This window comes from Bacillus multifaciens (assembly GCF_030756675.1).
Lineage (GTDB): Bacteria > Bacillota > Bacilli > Bacillales > Bacillaceae_G > Bacillus_A > Bacillus_A multifaciens.
This window is the reverse complement of record NZ_JAVBXD010000031.1, coordinates 34,595-54,647: the sequence shown is the minus strand read 5'-3', so window position 1 is coordinate 54,647 and position 20,053 is coordinate 34,595. Positions and strand designations below refer to the sequence as shown.

Sequence of the window (20,053 nt, the reverse complement as noted above, 5' to 3'; positions counted from 1 at the left end):
CCTTTTTTTCTGCATAGCAGCAATCTATATGTCGGAAAATTAAAATGGATTCATATAAAAACAGATGTTCCAATCATTAAGTGAGAAATAATTTGAAGAGTTAGCCTATACGTATAAAAATGGGTCATGACATGGACTGAGTTTATTTTCCATGTTATGGCCCGTTTTAGTTTTTTGGAGTATACTCCCTATTATTGCTTGCCAATTCGATTCTTTGAGACTGAATAAAACATAGAGATTTTGTATACTACTTTGTGGTATATCGTCGCTTAGCTCTCTCTATCCCTGAAAGAGAATGTTTGCAATGGGGATTTCTTCTTGTTGGCATTTACTTGGTATTGGTGTATTCATACGGACTGAAGAAGCTGAATCCATTCCTTCCTTTGGTTTCCTTCCCTCCCCCTTACTTATCCTGTATTCAATCAGTGGCATACATTTGCCCATCATCCTTTGGATAGGTGTGCTTTATTTGACACTTATCACCACGTAAAACGAATTGCATTATAAGCTTGATTAACTACAGTTTGAGCCAATTCAACATTGTTACCGTCGCAACTACACATTATAACTTCCCACCATCTATTAGGACTAGGATGCGAAAGATGAGCAATGGAAATCGTACACCCGTTTTTTGAACCTGAAATATCTACACCCAGGCGTGTTGATTATCCAGTAAAAACCAAAAATAAATACAAAAAAGAACACCTTTCTTGTAGAATGTAAGTGCGACCCAACAAACTCAAGAAGAGGTGTTCTCTATGAAACAGTCTACCACATTCCTGAATTTACTTCAAAATCTTCTTTCTAAAGAAGAAGCTCAAGCCATTACAAAAGAATTAAATTATGAGGATCCATCACGCAAGTTAGATACACATATGCTTATTCAATATCTCGTCATGGCAGCTTTTTCAGAGTGGAAAAGTTTCCGGCATGGCGCGGATGTGGCGGAACAACAGGGCCTTCCACCTGTGCACTATTCTACATTTTCTAAAAAAACAAGTGTCGTTCCATTTTCCGTTTTAAAACGAGTGTTCCAAACCATCGTAAAAAAGTGTAATCGTGCCTTGAAGCGGACGTTGAAGTTTCCAAAACCGTTATTACTCATAGACTCTACCACCATGACCGTAGGAAAAGAGCGATTACCATGGGCACTGTATCAAAATTCACGCTCTGGTATCAAGCTTCATGTCGCTTATACGCCTAGTACAGATATGCCTTTTGACGCAGTGGGAACACGCGCCGTAGCGCACGATGGACCTGTAGGAGAACAGTTAGTCAATCCCGATTTTATATTAGTAGAAGATCGTGCATATGCAAAAATGAAGCGCTTGGATCACTTTCAGAAAGAAGGACAACTCTTTGTAATCCGTTTAAAAGATATTATTATCTTGCATCGTCCAAAGGCAATCCAACGCTTGCGACAAGTGAATTCTCCTGTCGTACGAGACATCACTTGTCAGCTCGGTAATCGAGATACACGTACAAAAAATCGGTATCGCGTTGTCATGTTTCAAGATGCAAATGGAAAGGAGATGCGTGTTGTTACCAACATCATGCATGTGTCAGCGGAACAAATTGCCGACATCTATAAGATGCGTTGGCAAATCGAGACGTTCTTTCGCTGGATCAAACAACATCTCAATGTACCTGTGTTATTTGGCACAACGGAAAACGCGGTGTTTAATCAGCTATACTCAGCGCTCATTGCGTATATTTTATTAAAATGGCTCTATCAACAAGCAAAACCGTATGCACTCACTTCTTGTTCGTTTGCGTCCTTTACTCGCAAACTTCTTTCTCATACCTTGTCAGTGGACTGGAAAGGTGCGGTTGCAATTATACTCAAACGAGTCCGAGATTCCCAGGGGAGAGGTCTGCCTATTTTTGGTTAATCAACACGCCTGATCTACACCACTAACACGTACATTAGAAAACCCTCGTCTCGTCAATTCCTCTGCAATTCTTTGTTTTTGTCGTTGTAATCGGTTAAAGTCTCCATACAATACACCTTCATTGCCGAGGCTGGTCATCCACCATAATGTTGCCAAGGATATTCCTCCTTATTTAATTTTCCCTTTACTACATATGGGTTATCAACAGCCAAATACGGAAATTGTACGTTAAGCCTTATCGGACATAGATTTCGAATTGTACAGGCTATATTAGTGGACATTACTTAGCGTACGATAAACACTTATTTTTCAAGCCGTGGAGTTCTTAGTGTACAAAATCCGTATAATGTTGGCGATTTGCCTATCTAAGAAAAAGCTCGAGTGTGGCGTCCTCTACTGTGGGCGTAATAAGCTTCATCCCACGATTTATCCCACCGCGTTGGTCCCAGCACTGAGAGAAATAGTAATCTAATCCCATCGGTCCCAAAGGGAGGTCAGTGTAGTAATTTTCTTCCCATTTGATATTTTCATTTGTGTCCCTAGCGAAGTATAAAAAATTTCTATTCTTGGTCGCTCCGGTCCACACCGTTACTGTCTGCCCGGGGTTCATTCTCCACCAGCCTTCTTTTCTCCATTTGTTATCTCTACAACTTTGATCCGGGTAGGCGACGGCTAACCACAAGGTTAAATTAGTGTCGTTCTTAAATTTAAGTGGCATTATTGTTACTCCCTCCCCATTGTCACCAGGTAATGCATCACATACAAAGTATATTCCTCCTGTTATGAATCAACTTTTTCTCGATATTATATTTAGCTGTATACTTTCTAGTTGATTGTCTATGCATAATTGGGTGATTGTCTAACATGCATAGCAAAACCGAATAATGAATTGATTTTCTGTTATGAAATTCGCATTCAACATTTTTTCTCAATTAAATTAGGTTCATTTTCAGTTTCATTTATTTTTATTACATCGAAAACCATTTATGAAATTGACTCAATTACAAAAAGATTAAAATAAAACCAAAAGGCATGAGACCGGTACAGTACCGAACTCATGCCTAACGATTTTGAACTACTTCATTTCACCGTTGCTGTTTTTCTTTCAAAATATGTATGAAGACGGTAATCACAAATTTCCTTCGTCCAATTAAATAAGAGATCTTCACCTTCTTTACGAATATCCACATTTACAGAAAAAGAAGTTTCATTAAATGATAACAATCCTTTTGAACTGCCGCTCCATTTTGTCATCGGCATTGTGGCAATTAATTTACTAACCTTTTTCATCATATTCCCATATACGCTGTGCTTGCGAAATGCTTTTTCTATTAAGAAACAGTGCAGAAATGATGCTGCTTCTTTCAGTGGAATTGAGAGATACCACCTTTCTTTTCCTCACTGTAACATTAGCGATAGCAATTTCTAACTCCCCTGAGACACAATCTATACGTAAGAAGACTCCTTTGAAACAAGCCTCATAGCTTGCTCCCTTAGGTAATCTTTCTCTTGATCACGTGATGCTTTTAAAATTTGTTCTATACTTATTGGTTTCAGGGTCAACACACCTGGATAACTAGAATAGATATTAAGATTAATTTTTTTATCCCTTATTTCCGTTTCATCGAAAAATCTTGGATAAATAATAGAAGCATCGTAGTATTTTACTTGTTCTTGTGTTTTATTTTGAGCATAAAATGCAAGCTGATAGACATCTTCTGTGTTGACACGTTTCTTTCCGTACTGCTTGTACTTTACATCGAGCACTTGAATTTCTTTTGTTATCTTATTTTCTACTAAAATGTCAGGGATGATGTGTCTAAAGCTCTTCCCTTCTAAAGTAATAGCATCTGTTATTCTTTTACCCGCGATTACCTTAAATCCTTTTGGCAAGTACTTATATAGCAATTGTACAACAAATTTTTCGAATAGATTATTCATGTCGATTAAGAATGAATAATAAAAATTTTGCTTTGTAAAAAAAGAAGTAGCCGAAGTACTATTCCATAAATACTGACCAATTTTATGAGCACGCTCATAGTGAGCATTTAAACGATGATAATGGAAAGTCGGCCACTCTGTTCCACGATATTCATTACACAATAACTCCATCTGTGATCGAATTATGTTCAAATGCTGCTTCGTTTTCAACTGTAAGTTAAAAGATGATATTTTCACTAGAACAGATAGTAATATTTGGTTTTCCTTTACATTTGTCACGAGTTCATCGTAATTGCAAAACACTTTTGTTGGAAGATTAAAATTTCGCCTTAAATTTTCACGAAAATTGACTCTTCCGCGTAAAGTTGTTAGATTGTCAGACTCCGTAATGTATTCCTTAACTAAACCTAATTGAAGTACTTGTTCAACCTCCTTTAAGAAAAGTCGAACAAGTATCTCTAAGAAATTTGTTTTATCTATCGTACCTGAAGTATCTTCCCATTGATAAATAGGAAGATCTTCAATAAAAGAAATCATATCAATAAGAGAAGTGAACCCTTTATTAAATTTTGGTTGAATGATGATTCGAACTTTTTCAAGTTCTATAACACCTACCCAGCTCTGTGTCTTAATTCGAACTCCGCTTCTTAGCTCATCGAAATAAAATCGTCTTTCCCATGGCCTTGATTCGTGAATAATAGATGTCTTTGTTAAATATTCTCTTTCTTCACGAGACAATTCATAACCAGGAAGAAGAAATTCATCCGAATATTCACTTAAGACAAATTGTTGCTTCATAATACCATTCCCTTGAATTGCTTTTCCAATGCTTGGATGAATGCATCATCAGTTCCGTTTAAAAGCTCCGTATTAATATCCATTCCATTTATATTCACAAAATCTTCTCCAATAATTTCAGCTAACTGAGCATAATCATCAAAGCAATATTCTTGCATAAGCGGAATCATTTCAAATGTGAATATTTCTTTAATTTCTGCAATCGAAGTAACTTGTTCACCATCCTTCATAAAATAAGCATGACCAATCTGCTTATCTCTTCCTTGTAGGTGGACTAGCTTTTCATTAATCGATCGTAAAATATCAGCAGGAGTAATACTTAATAAATCCACTGGATGATGAATAAGATCATAATTTGGCATACACTCAATAAAAGCAAATCTTCGTTTTAAAGCGGCATCCATCATTTTAATACTACGGTCAGACGTATTCATTGTACCAATCAAAAATAGATTTTTTGGAATACTAAATGTATCCTTTGACTGCGGAAGACGAACCTCGACTTCACGCTTATCCATTTCTAACAAAGTAATCATCTCTCCAAATATCTTTGGTACATTTCCTCTATTTAACTCATCAATAATAAAATAGAATGGCACATTCTCATTTTCATAAGCTTTGTCAACAAAACGTTGGAATATTCCTTTTTCTAGTTTAAAGGCAATGGTACCATTATCTGATTGAATAGGTCTAAAGCCTTCAATAAAATCCTCGTACTGGTAAGATGGATGAAATGTGCACATCTCCAAGTTATTTTGATTCATGACATTTCCTAAAATATTCGCGCTTTCTTTGTCTCCATACTCCACTAATGTTTCTTTCACCCAGTTTACGAACTCTTCATTTACTTCAAACATCGTCCCGCGATTCCCCATTTTTCCTGCTTGGGTAGATTTGTATTCCATCGTTTCCTTATACTCTTCATAAGCTATTTCATATTTAAAAGCTTGTATCCCCTTCACAACAATACCATCGTCCTTGAACTCCTCTACTACTTCACCAATTCCAATTAGTGCATTTGAAGAGCTTCCACCACGATAACATAGGATTTTTTCACCCTTTTTCGCATTTTTGAAGTTTCGATGAACCGCTCGCGCATCCCATTTTTGCGTTTTCCCATCTAAGATATTTTCCCAGCGAAAGGAATTAGCTTTTTCAGACGCTACCATTAACCATGTCTTTGAAGCATTTTTATCTATCCCTTTGAACAATTCATCTTTTTTATTTTTCCATGAAACAAATTTCCGGGCCATATACGTTTTACCCGTACCTGGTGGTCCATAAAATATCACTTGCCCTTTTCGATTTAACGCTTGCTCCACCATTTCAAAAAAACGTTCTTCTTCCGGTGTATAATCCTCATTCGTTACATCTTGCTCTTTCTTTTGGAGCCATTCAAACACTTGTTTCTTTCCTACTTTTGCAACCGTTTTATACCCCCAATATTCTTGCTTAGGGATTTCCAAAGGTGGATTAAACACAGTATCCCAATTCACATAGACAACGTGCTTATGATTGGCAAAGTCCTCCCGATATTCATAACCTTTCTCTATAACCGTTCCAATGGCTAGTATTTGAGATTTACCTTTATTTACAATAACCTTATCCCCTAGTTTAAGCTGATAAAACTCCCATAGTTCATTTGCCTTTTCTGTATTCTTCTGCGCGGATGCTTGAAAACCATGACTATGGAAGGCTGTCTTAAATTCATCGTAATCATTATAGTCCGTTAAATCACCTATTTCATCCCATCCCATTGAGATGTACCCGCCTTCAAAGCACTCTTTCCAGTACATCGCATCTCTACCTGGCGCAATTTTTAAATATTGTTCCTCGCGCATAAACTCATAATAAAGAAACATAGCAACTAGTATCGGATCAAATTCTTTTAAATCATCATTTTTTTCAATAGTCTCTCTTAATAAAATGTTTAATTCAATAGAATCTTTACTTTTTAATTCTGACTCCTGTACCCCTAGTTCTTTCAGAAACTTCTTTAAATGGTTCTCATTGTAGATTGTGACAAATTTGTCGGGATGATATAAGTAAAGAATCTTTCCTTTCAGCATATTAGCACGATACAATAGATTATCTTCTTCAATTCCTTTGTAGGAATTCCCATCAAAAGAATGTATGAGTGCTAACATATCCTTTCTTAACTGCTCCCAAGCTGACTCAACATTAGAAAATTGAACTGGATATTGCCATTGATTATCTTTTTTCCGAAAATAAATAATATGCTTTGCCGCACTGCCTCCCTTGATACTTCCAAGCGGAATCGAATTATATTCTAACCACCATCCAAATGAACCTTTTTTCGTGCGCCCCAAAGCATATTGATCTACAGACATATTTGGAAGTTCTTCTAATGGAAAAGCTTGTAGAAACTCTTTATGTAACTCCTTCGCATCTTCAATCTCTTTTCGAACCTTAGGCGTATCAGAATATTCCATGATTTTTTCTCGTAAACTACGCATACTATTTCCCCCAATAAACATTATTCAACTTTCGAAAATAACTTTTAATATAAGCAGGAAGGCTAAAAGCCAATTTTCAATTTGGCTTTGAATTCATTATTTTATGTGTTTTAAAACAGCTTGAAGAGTACTAATTAACTGCTCCCCCCGTTTTGTGTATTCTTTCACATAATTCTTAATACTGTTTACCTATTTGGCATTACTCAAAGTTATAATTTTTTCCGCAATGATACAATTAGTGTATATCTTTCCATTTTGGATCTTTTTCTATTTTATCTCACTATACCAAAGAATTTGAGATTTTTCATTTCCCATCAAAATTATCAAGTTAGTTAATCAATAATTCTAAGCACAATGATGAAATCTTAGATAACATATAAAGCTTTCCTATATACTAAACATCCGCTTAGTTTTAGAATTCCTTCAAAAAAAGCAACACCTATTTCGGCATTGCTGTTTTTCTTTCAAAATATGTATGAAGACGGTAATCACAAATTTCCTTTGTCCACCTAAATAAAAGATCCTCATCTTCTTTTCGAATATCCATATTTAAAGAAAAAGAAGTTTCATCAAATGATAGTAATCCTTTTGAACTGCCACTCCACTTTGTCATTGGCATTGTGGCAATTAATTTACTAACTTTCTCTTCATCGTATTCCCACATACGCTGCGCTTGCTTATCGCTAAAATCAATACGCTTGCGATATTCTTTTTCCATTAAGAAATGATGGAAAAACGGAGCTACTTCTTGCGGTGAAATTGGATGATACCACTTCTCTTCTCCTCGTTGTAGCATCGCTGACAGCAATAGCATTTTATAACTTTTTGCCATACCTGTTTTTTCTACTTCTTGTAGCCATGTTTCATATCGCATGAATACTTCTTTTTCTTGCTCTGTTAACTCATCGCTCCAAGCTAGAAATCCTACGTATGACTTAAACTCTTGACGGTACTCTTTACTCTCTTCTGTACCAAGCTTATGTAATTCTAAATACGTTGGTCTGCGTCCCAATTCCGTTTTTACCGTTTGATAGCTATGCAACAGTTTTTCTTTTCGCGGCATTCTTTTTTTCATCAACTCATCTAATAGCTGTTTTGCCTCTAACTCAAACTCTACTACACAACCATCCGGAAATATGTTTTCTGAACCGCCACCCTTAGTCATGCCTCCATCAACACGAAGCATTTGCATTTTTACATCTGCATTTCGGTAATTGGCAATTAAATCGATCACGACACAATACTCTTTATTGTCATGTAATCGTAATCCACGGCCAATTTGCTGCGTAAAGATTGTTAATGACTCCGTCGGGCGAACGAATAAAAGCGTATCTACAGAAGGAATATCAACACCTTCATTAAATAAATCAACCGTAAAGATTGCATCAAGTTCTCCATTATCTAGTAAAGCTATCGCACCTTCTCTTGATACATCTTTAGCTCCTGAATGAAGAGAAATTGTTTGGTAGTCATTACGACTAAAATATGATGATAGGAAATCAGCTTGACGAATACTAGAACAGAACACGATCGTTCTCGTTTTCTTGTATTTCTTCCATGCTTCTAAAATATTGTCAGCTAACTCTTCTTTTAACTGGATTTGTGCTAACTCTTCACTATCATATTTATTACCAAGCCAGCGCACATCTGAATAATCTGTATCATCGTATACGCCGTAATAATGAAACGGAGACAGCCACCCACGCTGAATTGCTTCCATAAAATCAATTCGATACGCAACGTTCCCATCACAAATTGAATAAATATCACGGAAATCATTCCGATCTGGTGTAGCAGTTATCCCTAATAAAAAGTTAGGAGTAAAGTAATCTAACACCTTTTGATAACTATTTGCTGCAGCATGATGGAACTCATCGACAATAATCAGGTCAAAATCATCAGGAGAAAAGTTTTCTAAATGACGCTTTCTGCTTAACGTTTGAATGGATGCAAAAACGACGTCTCGTTCTCCTTCTTTTTTTCTCCCGTTATAAATACCAGTTGTCTTATCTTGGATCACACGTTGGAAAGATTTTTCTGCTTGATTCAAAATCTCTTCCAAATGTGCAATAAATAAAACCCGTTTAAAACGCTGCGCGAAAAAAGCAGCCAAATACGTTTTCCCAAGACCAGTTGCCATTACAACCATCGCCTTGTTATAACCTTCTTCAAGCATATTTTCTAATTGCTCTAAAGCGGGAACTTGCGCAAAGCGCGGTGCGATTGCTGTTTCATATGAAGCTATAGATTCTTTTTCAACTGCTGCTCCTGAATTAACACTATAATCTTCTCCAGCAGAAGGAATCGTCATCTCAATCTCCTCTTGCTTCGTCCATGTTCGAACTAAATCCGGATGCTTTTGATGAAATCCCTCATATTCCTGTCTATACTGTTTAATCGTTTCTACATTCACCGCAATCGTAGATTCATGCGTATGAACATGTAAAAATTGATCAATTGCCTCTGAAAATGTATCCTCATCTACACTTTCTCTTACAAGTAAACTCCATTCCACACCGCTAGTTAATGCCGACTTCGACATATTCGAAGATCCAACAATCATCACACCGTCTGTCTCATGCTCAAACAAATATGCCTTCGGATGAAAGGACTTCCCTGCACTTTTCCACAAACGAATTTCAATACTCGGGTGAATTTCATATAACTTCTCTAGTGCATCGGGCTGTGTAATATACAAATAGTCACCCGTACAAATTTTAATATCAACGCCCTGCTCCGCTGCTTTTCGCAATGGATCTGCCAAAACATTCACACCCGACTTCATTACAAATGAAGTTAAAATATAGATTGCTTTCGCTTCATCTATATACTTCTCTAACTTATGTAATAAATTGCTCGTAATAAGCTGAACATTAGTCATCATTTACCTCAATTAAAAAGATTCGCTCTTGAAATCCGCCGCGTTTTTCTGCTTTTTGTTTACGCACTTTCTCTACATCTTCAAGCGTTACACCTTCATACTGTGCTAGTGCATTTACAAGTTCCAGTAAATCGGCTAATTCTTCTACTTTATGTTCTGGAGTTTCTGCTTCTCTATATTCTGCTAGTTCTTCTTGTGTTTTTTTGCATACTTCTTCTATGTATTCTTTTTCATCTAGGATTCTTGTTGTGAATGTTTTCCCGTTGTTTTCGATGATTTGTGGGATGCGATCTCGTACTAGTTTGTTGTAAGTTGGCATTGTGATTCCTCCAATACTTCTATTTTGATTTTATTATATCACACAGAATTTGCTATTTTTCTTGAAATGAGCGTGTAATGGATAGAGTAAAATTCACGTTCTTCATAGATAAGACAAGCTGTACTTTTCATGCTCATACATATATTATTAAAAATCTAAAAGGAGAATACTTGTATATATTACTGATCAAAAAGTCGATACGTATATGAGTTAAAAAAGCTTGAAATTAATTATTATAAGAAGAATAAGTTGGAGAAATAGAGAGAGATGATTGAAAATACAAACTCTATGTTGATAGAGTGGAGGTCGCTGGCTCGAACACAGTCGGGATCATAATGAAATCCATTAATATTCAAGGAAAGGTTTATATGTATAGCACTGAATGAATGAAACGGCACTTTTGGGGTAAAAATAGGCAGGAAAATCTATATTCCTATTATTTATAGAAATAAAACCGCCATTATAGACGGTTTTACTTTATACTCATACATTTACTTCCTCTAACTCCACTTCCATGTCATCTAATACATTTTCTTTCAAATAAAGAAATGCAGCTTGCTCTTCTTTCGTCATACCCCGAAAATCATGTATTCCATTTAGTAATAACCAACTCGCATCACCTATGATATTCCGATACCGTTTCCTTTCTATCTCGTTAACTATGATCTTGAGCACTTCCTCGACACTAGCGATTGAGAACCTACGCTTTATCCCATCGATAAAATATACTGACATGAAATCAATTGCCTTATTAATTTCAAAATAATATGTATTGTGACCACGCTTCACTTCTGCAATATACCTTATTACCCTCTGCCCTTCTGATACAGATACTTTGTACTTCTCCAACTGTTTCATTTTCCTCTCTCCTTTAGAGTAATTCGTCTATCTTCTACATGTAAAAATTTTAGCACCCAAAAGTTAACAAAATGTAAATAAAGTATAAATTTCCTATTAACAATAGTTAAATTTACCTTTTATATATCGTCTAGTGGAAAATAAACAAAATTAAAACTTCTAACAGAACATAAATTCCTGCATATAGTAGTGATTACTTTGTATGACTATTCCCTATTACCGAACCGATACATCTTATGCGTAGACTTTCAAAGCTTTTACGCTAGTGTATCCTGCTTGAAAATGGGACTCGATCCATTACGTACGAAACTAGCCGTTGTTGGCGATGTGAATAGACAAGGCTCGATTGTGTTAACTGCCACTCCTCCGTTTAAAGACTTAGGGGTCAAAAAGATGAGTCGGCTATAAGATATCCCAAAACGACCAGGCATACTAATTGTTAACCCGATTATGAAAACATATATAAGATGTTCAAATTACATAACAAAATTAGCGCTACAATACGTGTCTATAGAGGATTTTCACCAATATTCCATTGACGAGTTTTTCATGGATGTAACCACAAGTCTACATTTGTTTGCGGATTATCCGTATGAATTTGCGCTGAATTTCAAGAGAGAGATATACAAACATACTCGCATCCACAGTACGATCGGCATTGGGCCGAACTTATTAATGAGTAAAGTTGCTTTGGACGTAGAAGCTAAGAAAACAAAAACGGAATTGCTTATTGGGTTTATAGCGATGTACCAGAAAATCTTTGGTCAATACAACCACTAAATCAAATTTGGAGCATCTCTCACAGAACAGAAGCAAAACTAAATCGGAAAGGGATTGCTACTATCGATGATTTAGCGCATTATCCATTGCATTACTTAAAAGAAAGCTTTGGAATAATCGGCGAGGAACTTCACTTACATAGCAACGGCATCGACTTTAGCCGTATTTCTGAAAATTATGTACCGCATGAAACGTCTATTTGTAAAAGCCAAATCCTATTACGCGATTATGAAATACATGAGGTTCAGCCAATTCTATTAGAACATACAGAAGAAGTTTGCTACAGATTGCGCAGCAAACACAAACTAGCGCGGACTATACAATTTTCTATTAGTTATAAAAAGAACCCTCCTGGAGATTTCAAAAAAACAGGTACATTAAAACGTACGGCAAACCGATCCGCACAGTAAGTATCGCACTAACGAATTTAGTAAATGAGAGCGAAGAACAAATCAGCCTTGCAAAAATGATGGATGAAATTAGAACACGTTTCGGCAAAAACAGTATCCTACTTCCCTACCACTGCTAGAAGATATAGAAACACACTGATCGAAAGACACAAAGCATGAATAATATAGGAGTACCTAAAACAAAAGGTTAAGGAATGGTAAAATGGCAGCCATTTGCGAGTATGCCAGAACAATTTATCGGTATAAACAACACATTGAAGATCAAATAAAATTACCACGCCCTATAGTTGCACAGGATATGAACGAAGAAACTGAAAGAGCACTACTTGAGTCCATGAAATTACAAAAAATGATTATGATTTCTTATTGCCAAGGCGGACAAATTCTCCATGAGACAATCGTTACAAAAGCAATTGCATGCCAATTTTTCAAGACTTGTTTGAGTTTACATTGCGGTTGAAATTTGGTGATATTGTAGGTGTTGATCAGAATCTATTAGTGGCTATTTTATGTGTATATACGTATCGTTCGAAATACCAACTAGAACTAATTATACTATTTTACATAAAAGCAGAGGAAGTCTTTACCTCTTCAAACTATTTGGACTTTTTCCATCTTCTCTATTACAAACTGTTTTTTTATTAAATTTAATTCTTTTACGGGACCTTGCATTGTGTAATCTAGATTTTTTTATTTAAAGGAATTGGAAAGTGTTAAGCAGTTTAAAGAGAGATTAACGAAATATGTTGAATACTATAATAACAAAAGAATTAAGATACAATTAAAAGGCATGAGCTAGGTACAGTACCAAACTCATGCCAAATAGGTTGTCTAATGAAATACCATATCTAACATTTTTGGGTCAATTCACATCATTTATGCAATCACTGTCTTCTCATTTTTAAAACTTCTTATCTTTTTTATGGATGTAAACTGTTGTTAAAAGACCTTCTGAAAAGCAGTTTTCAACCTTATCTGAGCGCAAATTATAAATACTTATATAATCACCAACAGTAATGTGATGACGATGAGGATGTATCCCCCTTACCCTATAGGTGTTCTTTAAACCTTCTATTTTAATTAGGTAGGTTCCGTTGCCTAGTAACTGAAGACTTACTAGTTTCCCTCTAATATCACAAGCCCCACTGTGACTAGAAGCTCCAACTTTCTTTTTCCAATAAGGATTGCACACCGGTCTAAAACTACAATATAAACAATTCTCATCAGCAGGATTTGCTAAAGCATACTGCAATTCCTCTATTCCATCTGCCTGTTCAATTATATCATTTGTTTCCTTAAAAAGCTGCTTTGCTTGTTCTTTAAGTTCCAAACAATCGTCGATTTTAAAGTTTATATCAAAACATTTTCCTTCTAATTCCTGTATCCTCAATGATGCAGGACATGCTCCAAGATTTTCAAACAAAATCGCTGCGTAGAGCATCATTTGACATTTGTACTCCTCTTTTATCTCGTTAGTGCTGGGGTCCACGACAGTACCCGTCTTGAAATCAATTATCTCGTAGTTTCCGTTTGTAAATTTTATTCTGTCAATGTATCCCCCGAGAATCCTATCGCTAGTTTCAATCCACTTTTCAGCACTACTAATAGAGCTAGGGAAATGTTCTCCTCGTGGAATAAGCTTAGCCGCAGCTTTAAATAACATCCTTTTCCGTACCTCATAGCTTTTCACCGTATTAGATAGAGGTGCTAGGTGTCGCTCAAAATCAGATTTGGTAAGTTGCTTTTCAAAATCTGCTATCAAGGTCTCCCATTCTCTCTCAATTATATCAATACTAGGTATAATTCCAGTCACGGCTTTAGCTAGTAGTTGATGTGCGATAACACCAAAATAAGTATTAGGTGGAGACGGGAGAAATGTTCCCACATCCGATTGAACTAGTACTTCCCGCAGCCTACAACGCTTCATATTTACAAAACGGCTCGGTGCAATTCTCTTTAGGGGTCGCAGTTCCTTTAACATCACCACCAAGTTTCCTCTGTTTTTCTTGTACTTAATTCTTCATGACACCATCCGGGACGTCTTAGTAGATTAAAAGTATCAATAAATTCTGCTTGCCCACCAGCTTCAACAATTGCATCCGCTAATATACCAACAGGATTCTTTTGAGACCAAAGAGGATGCACAATAATAATATTTTGATTTCCCGCCTTAATTCCAGGAATACCTGCCCAACTGACGAACTCATAGTCGAAATATGCAGCAAATTGTTGTGCCAGTATTTCCGCAGATTCTTTCCATGTTCTGATTTCAGGATAGTTAAAATCCCCATCTAGGCCACACTGATAATCTCTGTTTTGCATTGCCCTTAGATATGCCAAGCCTAAACGCCAGTCTAAAATTCCATGGTACGACATATTTCTATAATTCATTAAACAGCTATAGCACGCAGCTTCACATTTATGTGCATCGCTGATAATATACTTTGAAAACGAATACTGTTTTACTGGAGAAAGTATCTCATTTATTACTTTTTCCCACTTAGACTCTAACCAACTTACGAAACCTGCACCATTCGGCAAACAGTCGCTAAGAATAATCTCACCTACATGGCTGTCATCACTTACTTTCGATCTTAGATACTGTGAAATTTCAATCTCATCAGCGTCAATATCCAACCGCTCTGCAACCACTGAGCGTAGCAAGAAAGCCGCTGAGAATAGTGCTGATCTTCCTGTTACATCAACAGGATCAAAATTTAGCCCTTTATTTGTTGAAGCTGGTCTAATTCTCAATAAATCTGTGGTTTTTGAAGACGCTATACCTATAGATTCTTTTTCAGTGAATGATTCCTCACTAACATAGCTATATTCCTCCAATATCCACTGTCCTTCTAACTCAACTGATTTTCGAAAAGAACCATCTGACTTTTTCGTCTTGTTAGTTGTGACAATCCCTCCTGTAAATAGTTTTCCACCATTATCATTAATTCTCCATACGCGCCCGTCTTCACTCAAGCTGACCTGTGTATTAGAGTTATTCACACTTTTGAAAGAACATATTTTTCCTTCCGCAATACTCGATGGTGTACCAGTAAAAGTCCAGTCCTCTTCCTTAGCATTCACTCCTTCAGATAAGTCTGTTCTAAATGCAAGAGGAATAGCTACCCTATAAGCTTTAAAGTTCCCTCCTTCAGGCATTCCGCAATTTTTACACTCCTCTGTCTGTTCATCTACCTTCATATAACCACAATTGCTACAGCGAGCAATCAAATGCCGATTCAGATCTGGTAAAGGGTTATTACTTATACTTATCCATTTATTTAGGGTACGTTTCATTAGTGGAGCGGTAAATCCAATTGCAGTGTGGATCGCCTTATCTTTTGTCTTTTGTGCTCTTGGTGCAAACTCGCTAATTGCAAGTTCAATGTCCCGATCAATACTGAAAATGTCGTATGGAGCTTTTCTAGAACCATGATATAAGTTTCTTGTTCTAGTAGGCATGCCAAACATAGGTAATCTTGCCCCCTCTGCAAGGCATTCAGCCAATCCTTCTCCCAGCAATTCCGGATTATTAACACAAGAATCAATCTCATATATTAAATCATTCTGTATATATGCAAGAAATTCACTTAATTGTGTCGTATTATACTCTAGTGGAAGCAATGCTTTTATAGTTGTAAGAATCTCTTGAGTGTTTGTCTGTATCCAATCACGAATGTTATTTCTGCGACCATCCCAATCCCTCTTCGAGCCAAACTCTCCATGACTGTCTGGTGGTCTTTTGGGACCATCCCACCAGCGAACACCAATATCCTTAAAGGCTTGCCTTAAACATTCTTTTACCAAGAGCCTTCTCATAATAAGAGGCTGATTTACTGTAATAAATGGTACAGGTGGTGGGTCACCAGTAATTGAGCTTGGGTTCTTAAAATAATGATCATCATGGCTTCTACCTCCGCGACAAAGCGTAAGTACATAGGAAAAGGGTTGCCCTCTTCTTCCGGCACGCCCAACGCGCTGCTGATAGTTAAATCGCATTGGGGGCATATTAGCCAACATAACAGCCTGGAGATCGCCTATATCTACTCCCACTTCCATGGTCGTGGTCACACTGAGAATATCAATTTCATCAACCTGTTTAATATTACGACTTTCCACTGTATTCATCAAAATTCCACGAAATAGCCTTTGACGTTCTGCTTGATTATCCGTTTGAGCTGTAAGCTCCTCTGCATGTAAACGGACCGGTATTCTATAATCTAAGGCCATGTGAGCTAAATAGTTCTTCTTCATTAAAGCTTCACATATATCGGTTGGTTCTGGAGTTAGCTCGGTTGCGCAATTTGTACAAATTCCCGCCGAATGATGTAAATGAGGTCTCATGCAGTTCGGACACTCCCAGAAATGAGTTTTGGGTGAGGCAACTTTAATATCTAACTTATCTATTAATAACACAGCCCCGTTGTGCCCAGCATTCTTCAGCACTTGAAATACCCGTTCTCCCATAACGTTTTCTTTATTTGAAGTAAATCCTAATCTGCTGCAAACTTGACCAATATATTTTTTCAAATTACTACGAGCATCCTTATATTCACTCCAATGATCTTGTGTGTAATCTGATCCCTCATGTCTATAAAGATCACCTAAAATTCTTACCGTAGAGTTACAAATTTGCTCAAAGATAGCTGGCTCCATCGAAAGTGCTTTTGCATTTTCCTCAATGATTAAATTGCTAATACTTAAACGTACATACCCAAGACCAGAGGACTCAAATCCAAAATACAGTCTGCTGAATAAAAGGTCATATAGTTCTTTTCGCACCTTTTCACGAATACGGTTTTTATACATATCTGCCTCAGGAGGCAAATCCTGAGCCCAAGTTCTTTTTTCAAAATCGAACAGCTCTGTCCAGCGATGAGTTTTTCCTATCCACTGAAATGATTGATACTCAAGGTCATTACCAGCGGGATTAATTCCTAAACCAATTAATTGGGCTATCAACCTTCCGCAATCTTCGTTTGAAACCGAATGAATTAGCTCTTTACACGAGACTATTTGCTCTTCTTTCTTCTTTCTTATACGTTCCACTTCTTTCAATGCTTCCTCATAATATCTGCGATATCTAGATGTTACAGGCGGTTCCTCTCTAGTTTCATCAATTAATCTTCTAATGTGATCTTCTGAATTTGGATATGCATCTCGGTATTCCTTCGATAATGGGGATAAAGAATTATCTGACTCAAGATCTTCTAGAAGCTGAGCCATGCCGTTTGTTGCTAATCTCAGCTCTTTAACCAATATCTCGCGCAGAATATCCTTATAATGATTACGTTCAATACCATTAGAAACTTGTGCTGCATCCTCACGACTGTCAGAAAAAATAACTAGCTTCTTGTCACGTGAAACCGACAATTGATGAAATAATTCTTTGGACAAGACTTGGCTTACTTTGGAAAATCCCGTACGGAATCCCCGAATAGGACTCTTCAAGTATTTTCTCTTTGAATAGTTTACGCCACAGCATGGGCATACTGAAGGCAAAGCACTAAATCTCTCTTTGTCTTGTACTTCTATACAAAAGCTATAACCTTTAATATTATTTGACGGATCCTCCAAAGCAGGCCCATACGATAATTTGACTCTTCCTGTCGCTGAGCTCATACTAGCTTCTTTCCATTCACCTTTTCCTCTTCGTTTTTCTCCTCTTCCTTGAAACTGCTCCCAAGGTCTTGCCTCTTTGTGGAGCGTCTCCCCATCAAGAGTAGGCCAGAATACAGAATATTCCCCATAATTCCTTTGACTTACTAGACTCTTCTTACTCTTATCTGGTATACCCTCTATATCTGGTGAAGTGACTAACATTTCAAATTCACCATCTGAGAACTCCATGCGATTGCCACCATAGAAGGCTGTCCCACATTGTTCACAGTAAAGAAGCTCCAGAATACGTCTACCGTTTTCATCTACGATTTCTGGTTGTGAGTACAACCTACCAACAGGTCTTCCCTTCGATTGATCTATTTGCGTCGATGCCCACAGTCCTTCTATATTACGGAAGAACCAATGAAAGCGGAAAGATGGCAGGCTACTATTAGAATTTTCTGTATCACATAACTCCCTTGCTTTAAATAATCCACTGAGGGCACTATCTCGTTGAGGAACGTCAACTTTATCTCCAAATACCTTTTTTGAAAAAGAATCAATTGACACAGCTCGGATTCTCCCATCAACTTTACAAGCATTCAGCAAGGTGTTAGTTAAGTCCAACTTATCTGATTCAAGCATCCCTTTCAATGCATCTAGCCCAGTTTCTTGACCTTGATAATCAAGACTAGATAGTAAATACTCTACGGCTTCTGTAAGATTTGCGCGGCACATTTCATTAAATTCCACAAAAGGATGAACAGGCAGCAGGCGTGTCTCATCAGTAGGGACATGCTCTGGGAAACCTTCTATAATCTCAAATTTCCTCCCATTTACTCCAAAGAAATCCTCCAAAAACTTACGACTGTCCTCATCTTCAGAATCTAAAGATGCACTGGAAGCAAGGATTCTCAGCTGAGGGTGCTCAGGCGATAATCCTAGGCGCTTTAACAATAACTTAAGCAATAAGGATACTTCTGCTCCAGATGTACCTCGATACAAGTGCAGCTCATCAATAATTAGATGAAAGATATGCTCATTACTTTCCTGAAGCCACTCCCTCGTTTGTTCAAATATACCATTATCGACTTCTCTCATCATCATTATGCTAAGCATAGAATAGTTGGTTATTAGAATATCCGGAGGAGCATCTTGCATGTCCCATCTAGAGTGCATTTCCGAACCACCTAACTTTGGAAAAAAGTATGGTATTTCATCTTTTTCTGTTTCATTAGCATACTCTAGTGCCGCAATACTTGTTTGTTCCAACTTTTTCATATGGTCAGCTAATTCCTGAATTTTCTCTCTGTTAGGCTTGCCAGATTTTTTATACTCATTTCCTGCGACCGGTACTGTACCATTATATCTACCAAAATAAATCTTATTTCCCTTCAGGTGTGAATTATAAAACTCTCTCGCTTCCTCCGAATCTAAAGCCTTACGTAGACGTGTTAATTGATCTTCTACAAGCGCATTCATTGGATACAAAATTATTGCGCGAACCCCTGCTTTTCTACACTCATGCTCCCGTTGCGGGATCCTATATGATTTTTTCATACTATGTTTCTTTCCAACTACTGGATTACATTCATTGTGCCACTCTTCGTTTTTCCACCAATCATTCACACGTGCGTTCGACGCCCCCGGTCTCTTCCAATTCTGTGATTCCTTTGCAAGATACGCAAATAATGGCAATAGAAAAGATTCTGTCTTACCAGAACCAGTGCCTGAAGTAATGACAGAATGCTTAGAAGATAGAGCTTTATTTAACATCTCTAACTGATGGCTATACAAAGGATACCTAGTGCTAAAAAGACCTGAGCTAGCAAGTCTTCTAAATAAATCTAATTGCTGAGCATCTAGCCCTGGAAGATCATACTCGTTCAGTTCCATTATCTTCTTATTAGAGCTCTTATATCTTGGCAGCGGTTCAATAAATGGTTGCTGCGACAAAACACCTGATTGTAATAGAAGATTTTCCCTCTCTAACTCAAGAGAAGGATACCTAGTACCAAATGCGGTCCTTACATATCGAATAAAACCATCACGTATCTCTTCAAAAGCTTCTATTGGACTTTTCATCTATCTTCCTC

At 37.0% G+C, this 20,053-nt stretch carries 12 protein-coding genes and 2 pseudogenes; 4 read left to right on the top strand and 10 right to left on the bottom strand.

What is annotated here, in order from left to right:
• Window positions 1-758 precede the first annotated feature (758 nt).
• Complete coding sequence (locus Q9306_RS17985) at window positions 759-1,892, top strand: IS4 family transposase (protein ID WP_306200951.1); 1,134 nt, start codon at window positions 759-761, stop codon at window positions 1,890-1,892.
• On the opposite strand, the gene Q9306_RS17980 is transcribed toward Q9306_RS17985, so the two are convergent.
• From Q9306_RS17980 to Q9306_RS17950, 8 genes are all read right to left on the bottom strand, one after another.
• Window positions 1,893-2,048 carry a hypothetical protein gene (locus Q9306_RS17980; protein ID WP_306200949.1) on the bottom strand — a complete coding sequence of 52 codons (156 nt, stop codon included), beginning with the start codon at window positions 2,046-2,048 and terminating at the stop codon, window positions 1,893-1,895.
• Window positions 2,049-2,253: 205 nt separating this feature from the next.
• Window positions 2,254-2,610 carry a DUF1036 domain-containing protein gene (locus Q9306_RS24685; protein WP_371932400.1) on the bottom strand — a complete coding sequence of 119 codons (357 nt, stop codon included), beginning with the start codon at window positions 2,608-2,610 and terminating at the stop codon, window positions 2,254-2,256.
• A 362-nt stretch (window positions 2,611-2,972) separates the two neighbouring features.
• Entirely contained in the window at window positions 2,973-3,182 is a 210-nt protein-coding gene (locus tag Q9306_RS17975; protein ID WP_306200947.1) for a hypothetical protein, read from the bottom strand.
• 156 nt (window positions 3,183-3,338) lie between these two features.
• Window positions 3,339-4,631 (bottom strand): McrC family protein, encoded by a 1,293-nt coding sequence (locus Q9306_RS17970; protein ID WP_306200944.1) that lies wholly within the window; start codon window positions 4,629-4,631, stop codon window positions 3,339-3,341.
• Entirely contained in the window at window positions 4,628-7,108 is a 2,481-nt protein-coding gene (locus Q9306_RS17965) for an AAA family ATPase (RefSeq protein ID WP_306200942.1), read from the bottom strand. The genes Q9306_RS17970 and Q9306_RS17965 overlap by 4 nt, the downstream gene beginning before the upstream one ends.
• A gap of 439 nt (window positions 7,109-7,547) precedes the next feature.
• On the bottom strand, window positions 7,548-9,989 hold the full coding sequence (locus tag Q9306_RS17960; RefSeq protein ID WP_306200940.1) for a DEAD/DEAH box helicase family protein: 2,442 nt from the start codon (window positions 9,987-9,989) through the stop codon (window positions 7,548-7,550).
• On the bottom strand, window positions 9,982-10,308 hold the full coding sequence (locus Q9306_RS17955) for a nucleoside triphosphate pyrophosphohydrolase (protein ID WP_306200938.1): 327 nt from the start codon (window positions 10,306-10,308) through the stop codon (window positions 9,982-9,984). Before Q9306_RS17955 ends, Q9306_RS17960 begins: the two co-directional genes overlap by 8 nt.
• Window positions 10,309-10,791: 483 nt before the next feature.
• The gene (locus tag Q9306_RS17950) at window positions 10,792-11,166 is read right to left on the bottom strand and encodes a hypothetical protein (protein WP_306200936.1); all 375 of its coding nucleotides are present in this window, start codon (window positions 11,164-11,166) and stop codon (window positions 10,792-10,794) included.
• 198 nt (window positions 11,167-11,364) lie between these two features.
• Here Q9306_RS17950 and Q9306_RS17945 point away from each other — a divergent pair.
• The 3 genes and pseudogenes from Q9306_RS17945 to Q9306_RS17935 form a co-directional block, all read left to right on the top strand.
• A pseudogene (locus Q9306_RS17945) lies at window positions 11,365-12,515 on the top strand (Y-family DNA polymerase).
• A gap of 43 nt (window positions 12,516-12,558) precedes the next feature.
• Complete coding sequence (locus tag Q9306_RS17940; protein WP_306200934.1) at window positions 12,559-12,816, top strand: YolD-like family protein; 258 nt, start codon at window positions 12,559-12,561, stop codon at window positions 12,814-12,816.
• Window positions 12,817-13,053: 237 nt separating this feature from the next.
• Window positions 13,054-13,155: pseudogene (locus Q9306_RS17935) on the top strand (IS3 family transposase); the annotation flags it as partial.
• Window positions 13,156-13,257: 102 nt separating this feature from the next.
• Here Q9306_RS17935 and Q9306_RS17930 read toward each other — a convergent pair.
• Entirely contained in the window at window positions 13,258-14,337 is a 1,080-nt protein-coding gene (locus tag Q9306_RS17930) for a RecB family exonuclease (protein WP_371932401.1), read from the bottom strand.
• Window positions 14,337-20,042, bottom strand: coding sequence for a DEAD/DEAH box helicase (locus Q9306_RS17925; RefSeq protein ID WP_306200932.1), 5,706 nt, complete (start codon window positions 20,040-20,042; stop codon window positions 14,337-14,339). The genes Q9306_RS17930 and Q9306_RS17925 overlap by 1 nt, the downstream gene beginning before the upstream one ends.
• Window positions 20,043-20,053: the final 11 nt, after the last annotated feature.

Coding starts and splice junctions, on each gene's coding strand:
- Q9306_RS17985 (WP_306200951.1), top strand. CDS start 759: ATGAAACAGTCTACCACATTCCTGAATTTACTTCAAAATCTTCTTTCT.
- Q9306_RS24685 (WP_371932400.1), bottom strand. CDS start 2,610: ATGCCACTTAAATTTAAGAACGACACTAATTTAACCTTGTGGTTAGCC.
- Q9306_RS17975 (WP_306200947.1), bottom strand. CDS start 3,182: ATGAAAAAGGTTAGTAAATTAATTGCCACAATGCCGATGACAAAATGG.
- Q9306_RS17970 (WP_306200944.1), bottom strand. CDS start 4,631: ATGAAGCAACAATTTGTCTTAAGTGAATATTCGGATGAATTTCTTCTT.
- Q9306_RS17965 (WP_306200942.1), bottom strand. CDS start 7,108: ATGCGTAGTTTACGAGAAAAAATCATGGAATATTCTGATACGCCTAAG.
- Q9306_RS17960 (WP_306200940.1), bottom strand. CDS start 9,989: ATGACTAATGTTCAGCTTATTACGAGCAATTTATTACATAAGTTAGAG.
- Q9306_RS17955 (WP_306200938.1), bottom strand. CDS start 10,308: ATGCCAACTTACAACAAACTAGTACGAGATCGCATCCCACAAATCATC.
- Q9306_RS17950 (WP_306200936.1), bottom strand. CDS start 11,166: ATGAAACAGTTGGAGAAGTACAAAGTATCTGTATCAGAAGGGCAGAGG.
- Q9306_RS17940 (WP_306200934.1), top strand. CDS start 12,559: ATGGCAGCCATTTGCGAGTATGCCAGAACAATTTATCGGTATAAACAA.
- Q9306_RS17930 (WP_371932401.1), bottom strand. CDS start 14,337: ATGTTAAAGGAACTGCGACCCCTAAAGAGAATTGCACCGAGCCGTTTT.
- Q9306_RS17925 (WP_306200932.1), bottom strand. CDS start 20,042: ATGAAAAGTCCAATAGAAGCTTTTGAAGAGATACGTGATGGTTTTATT.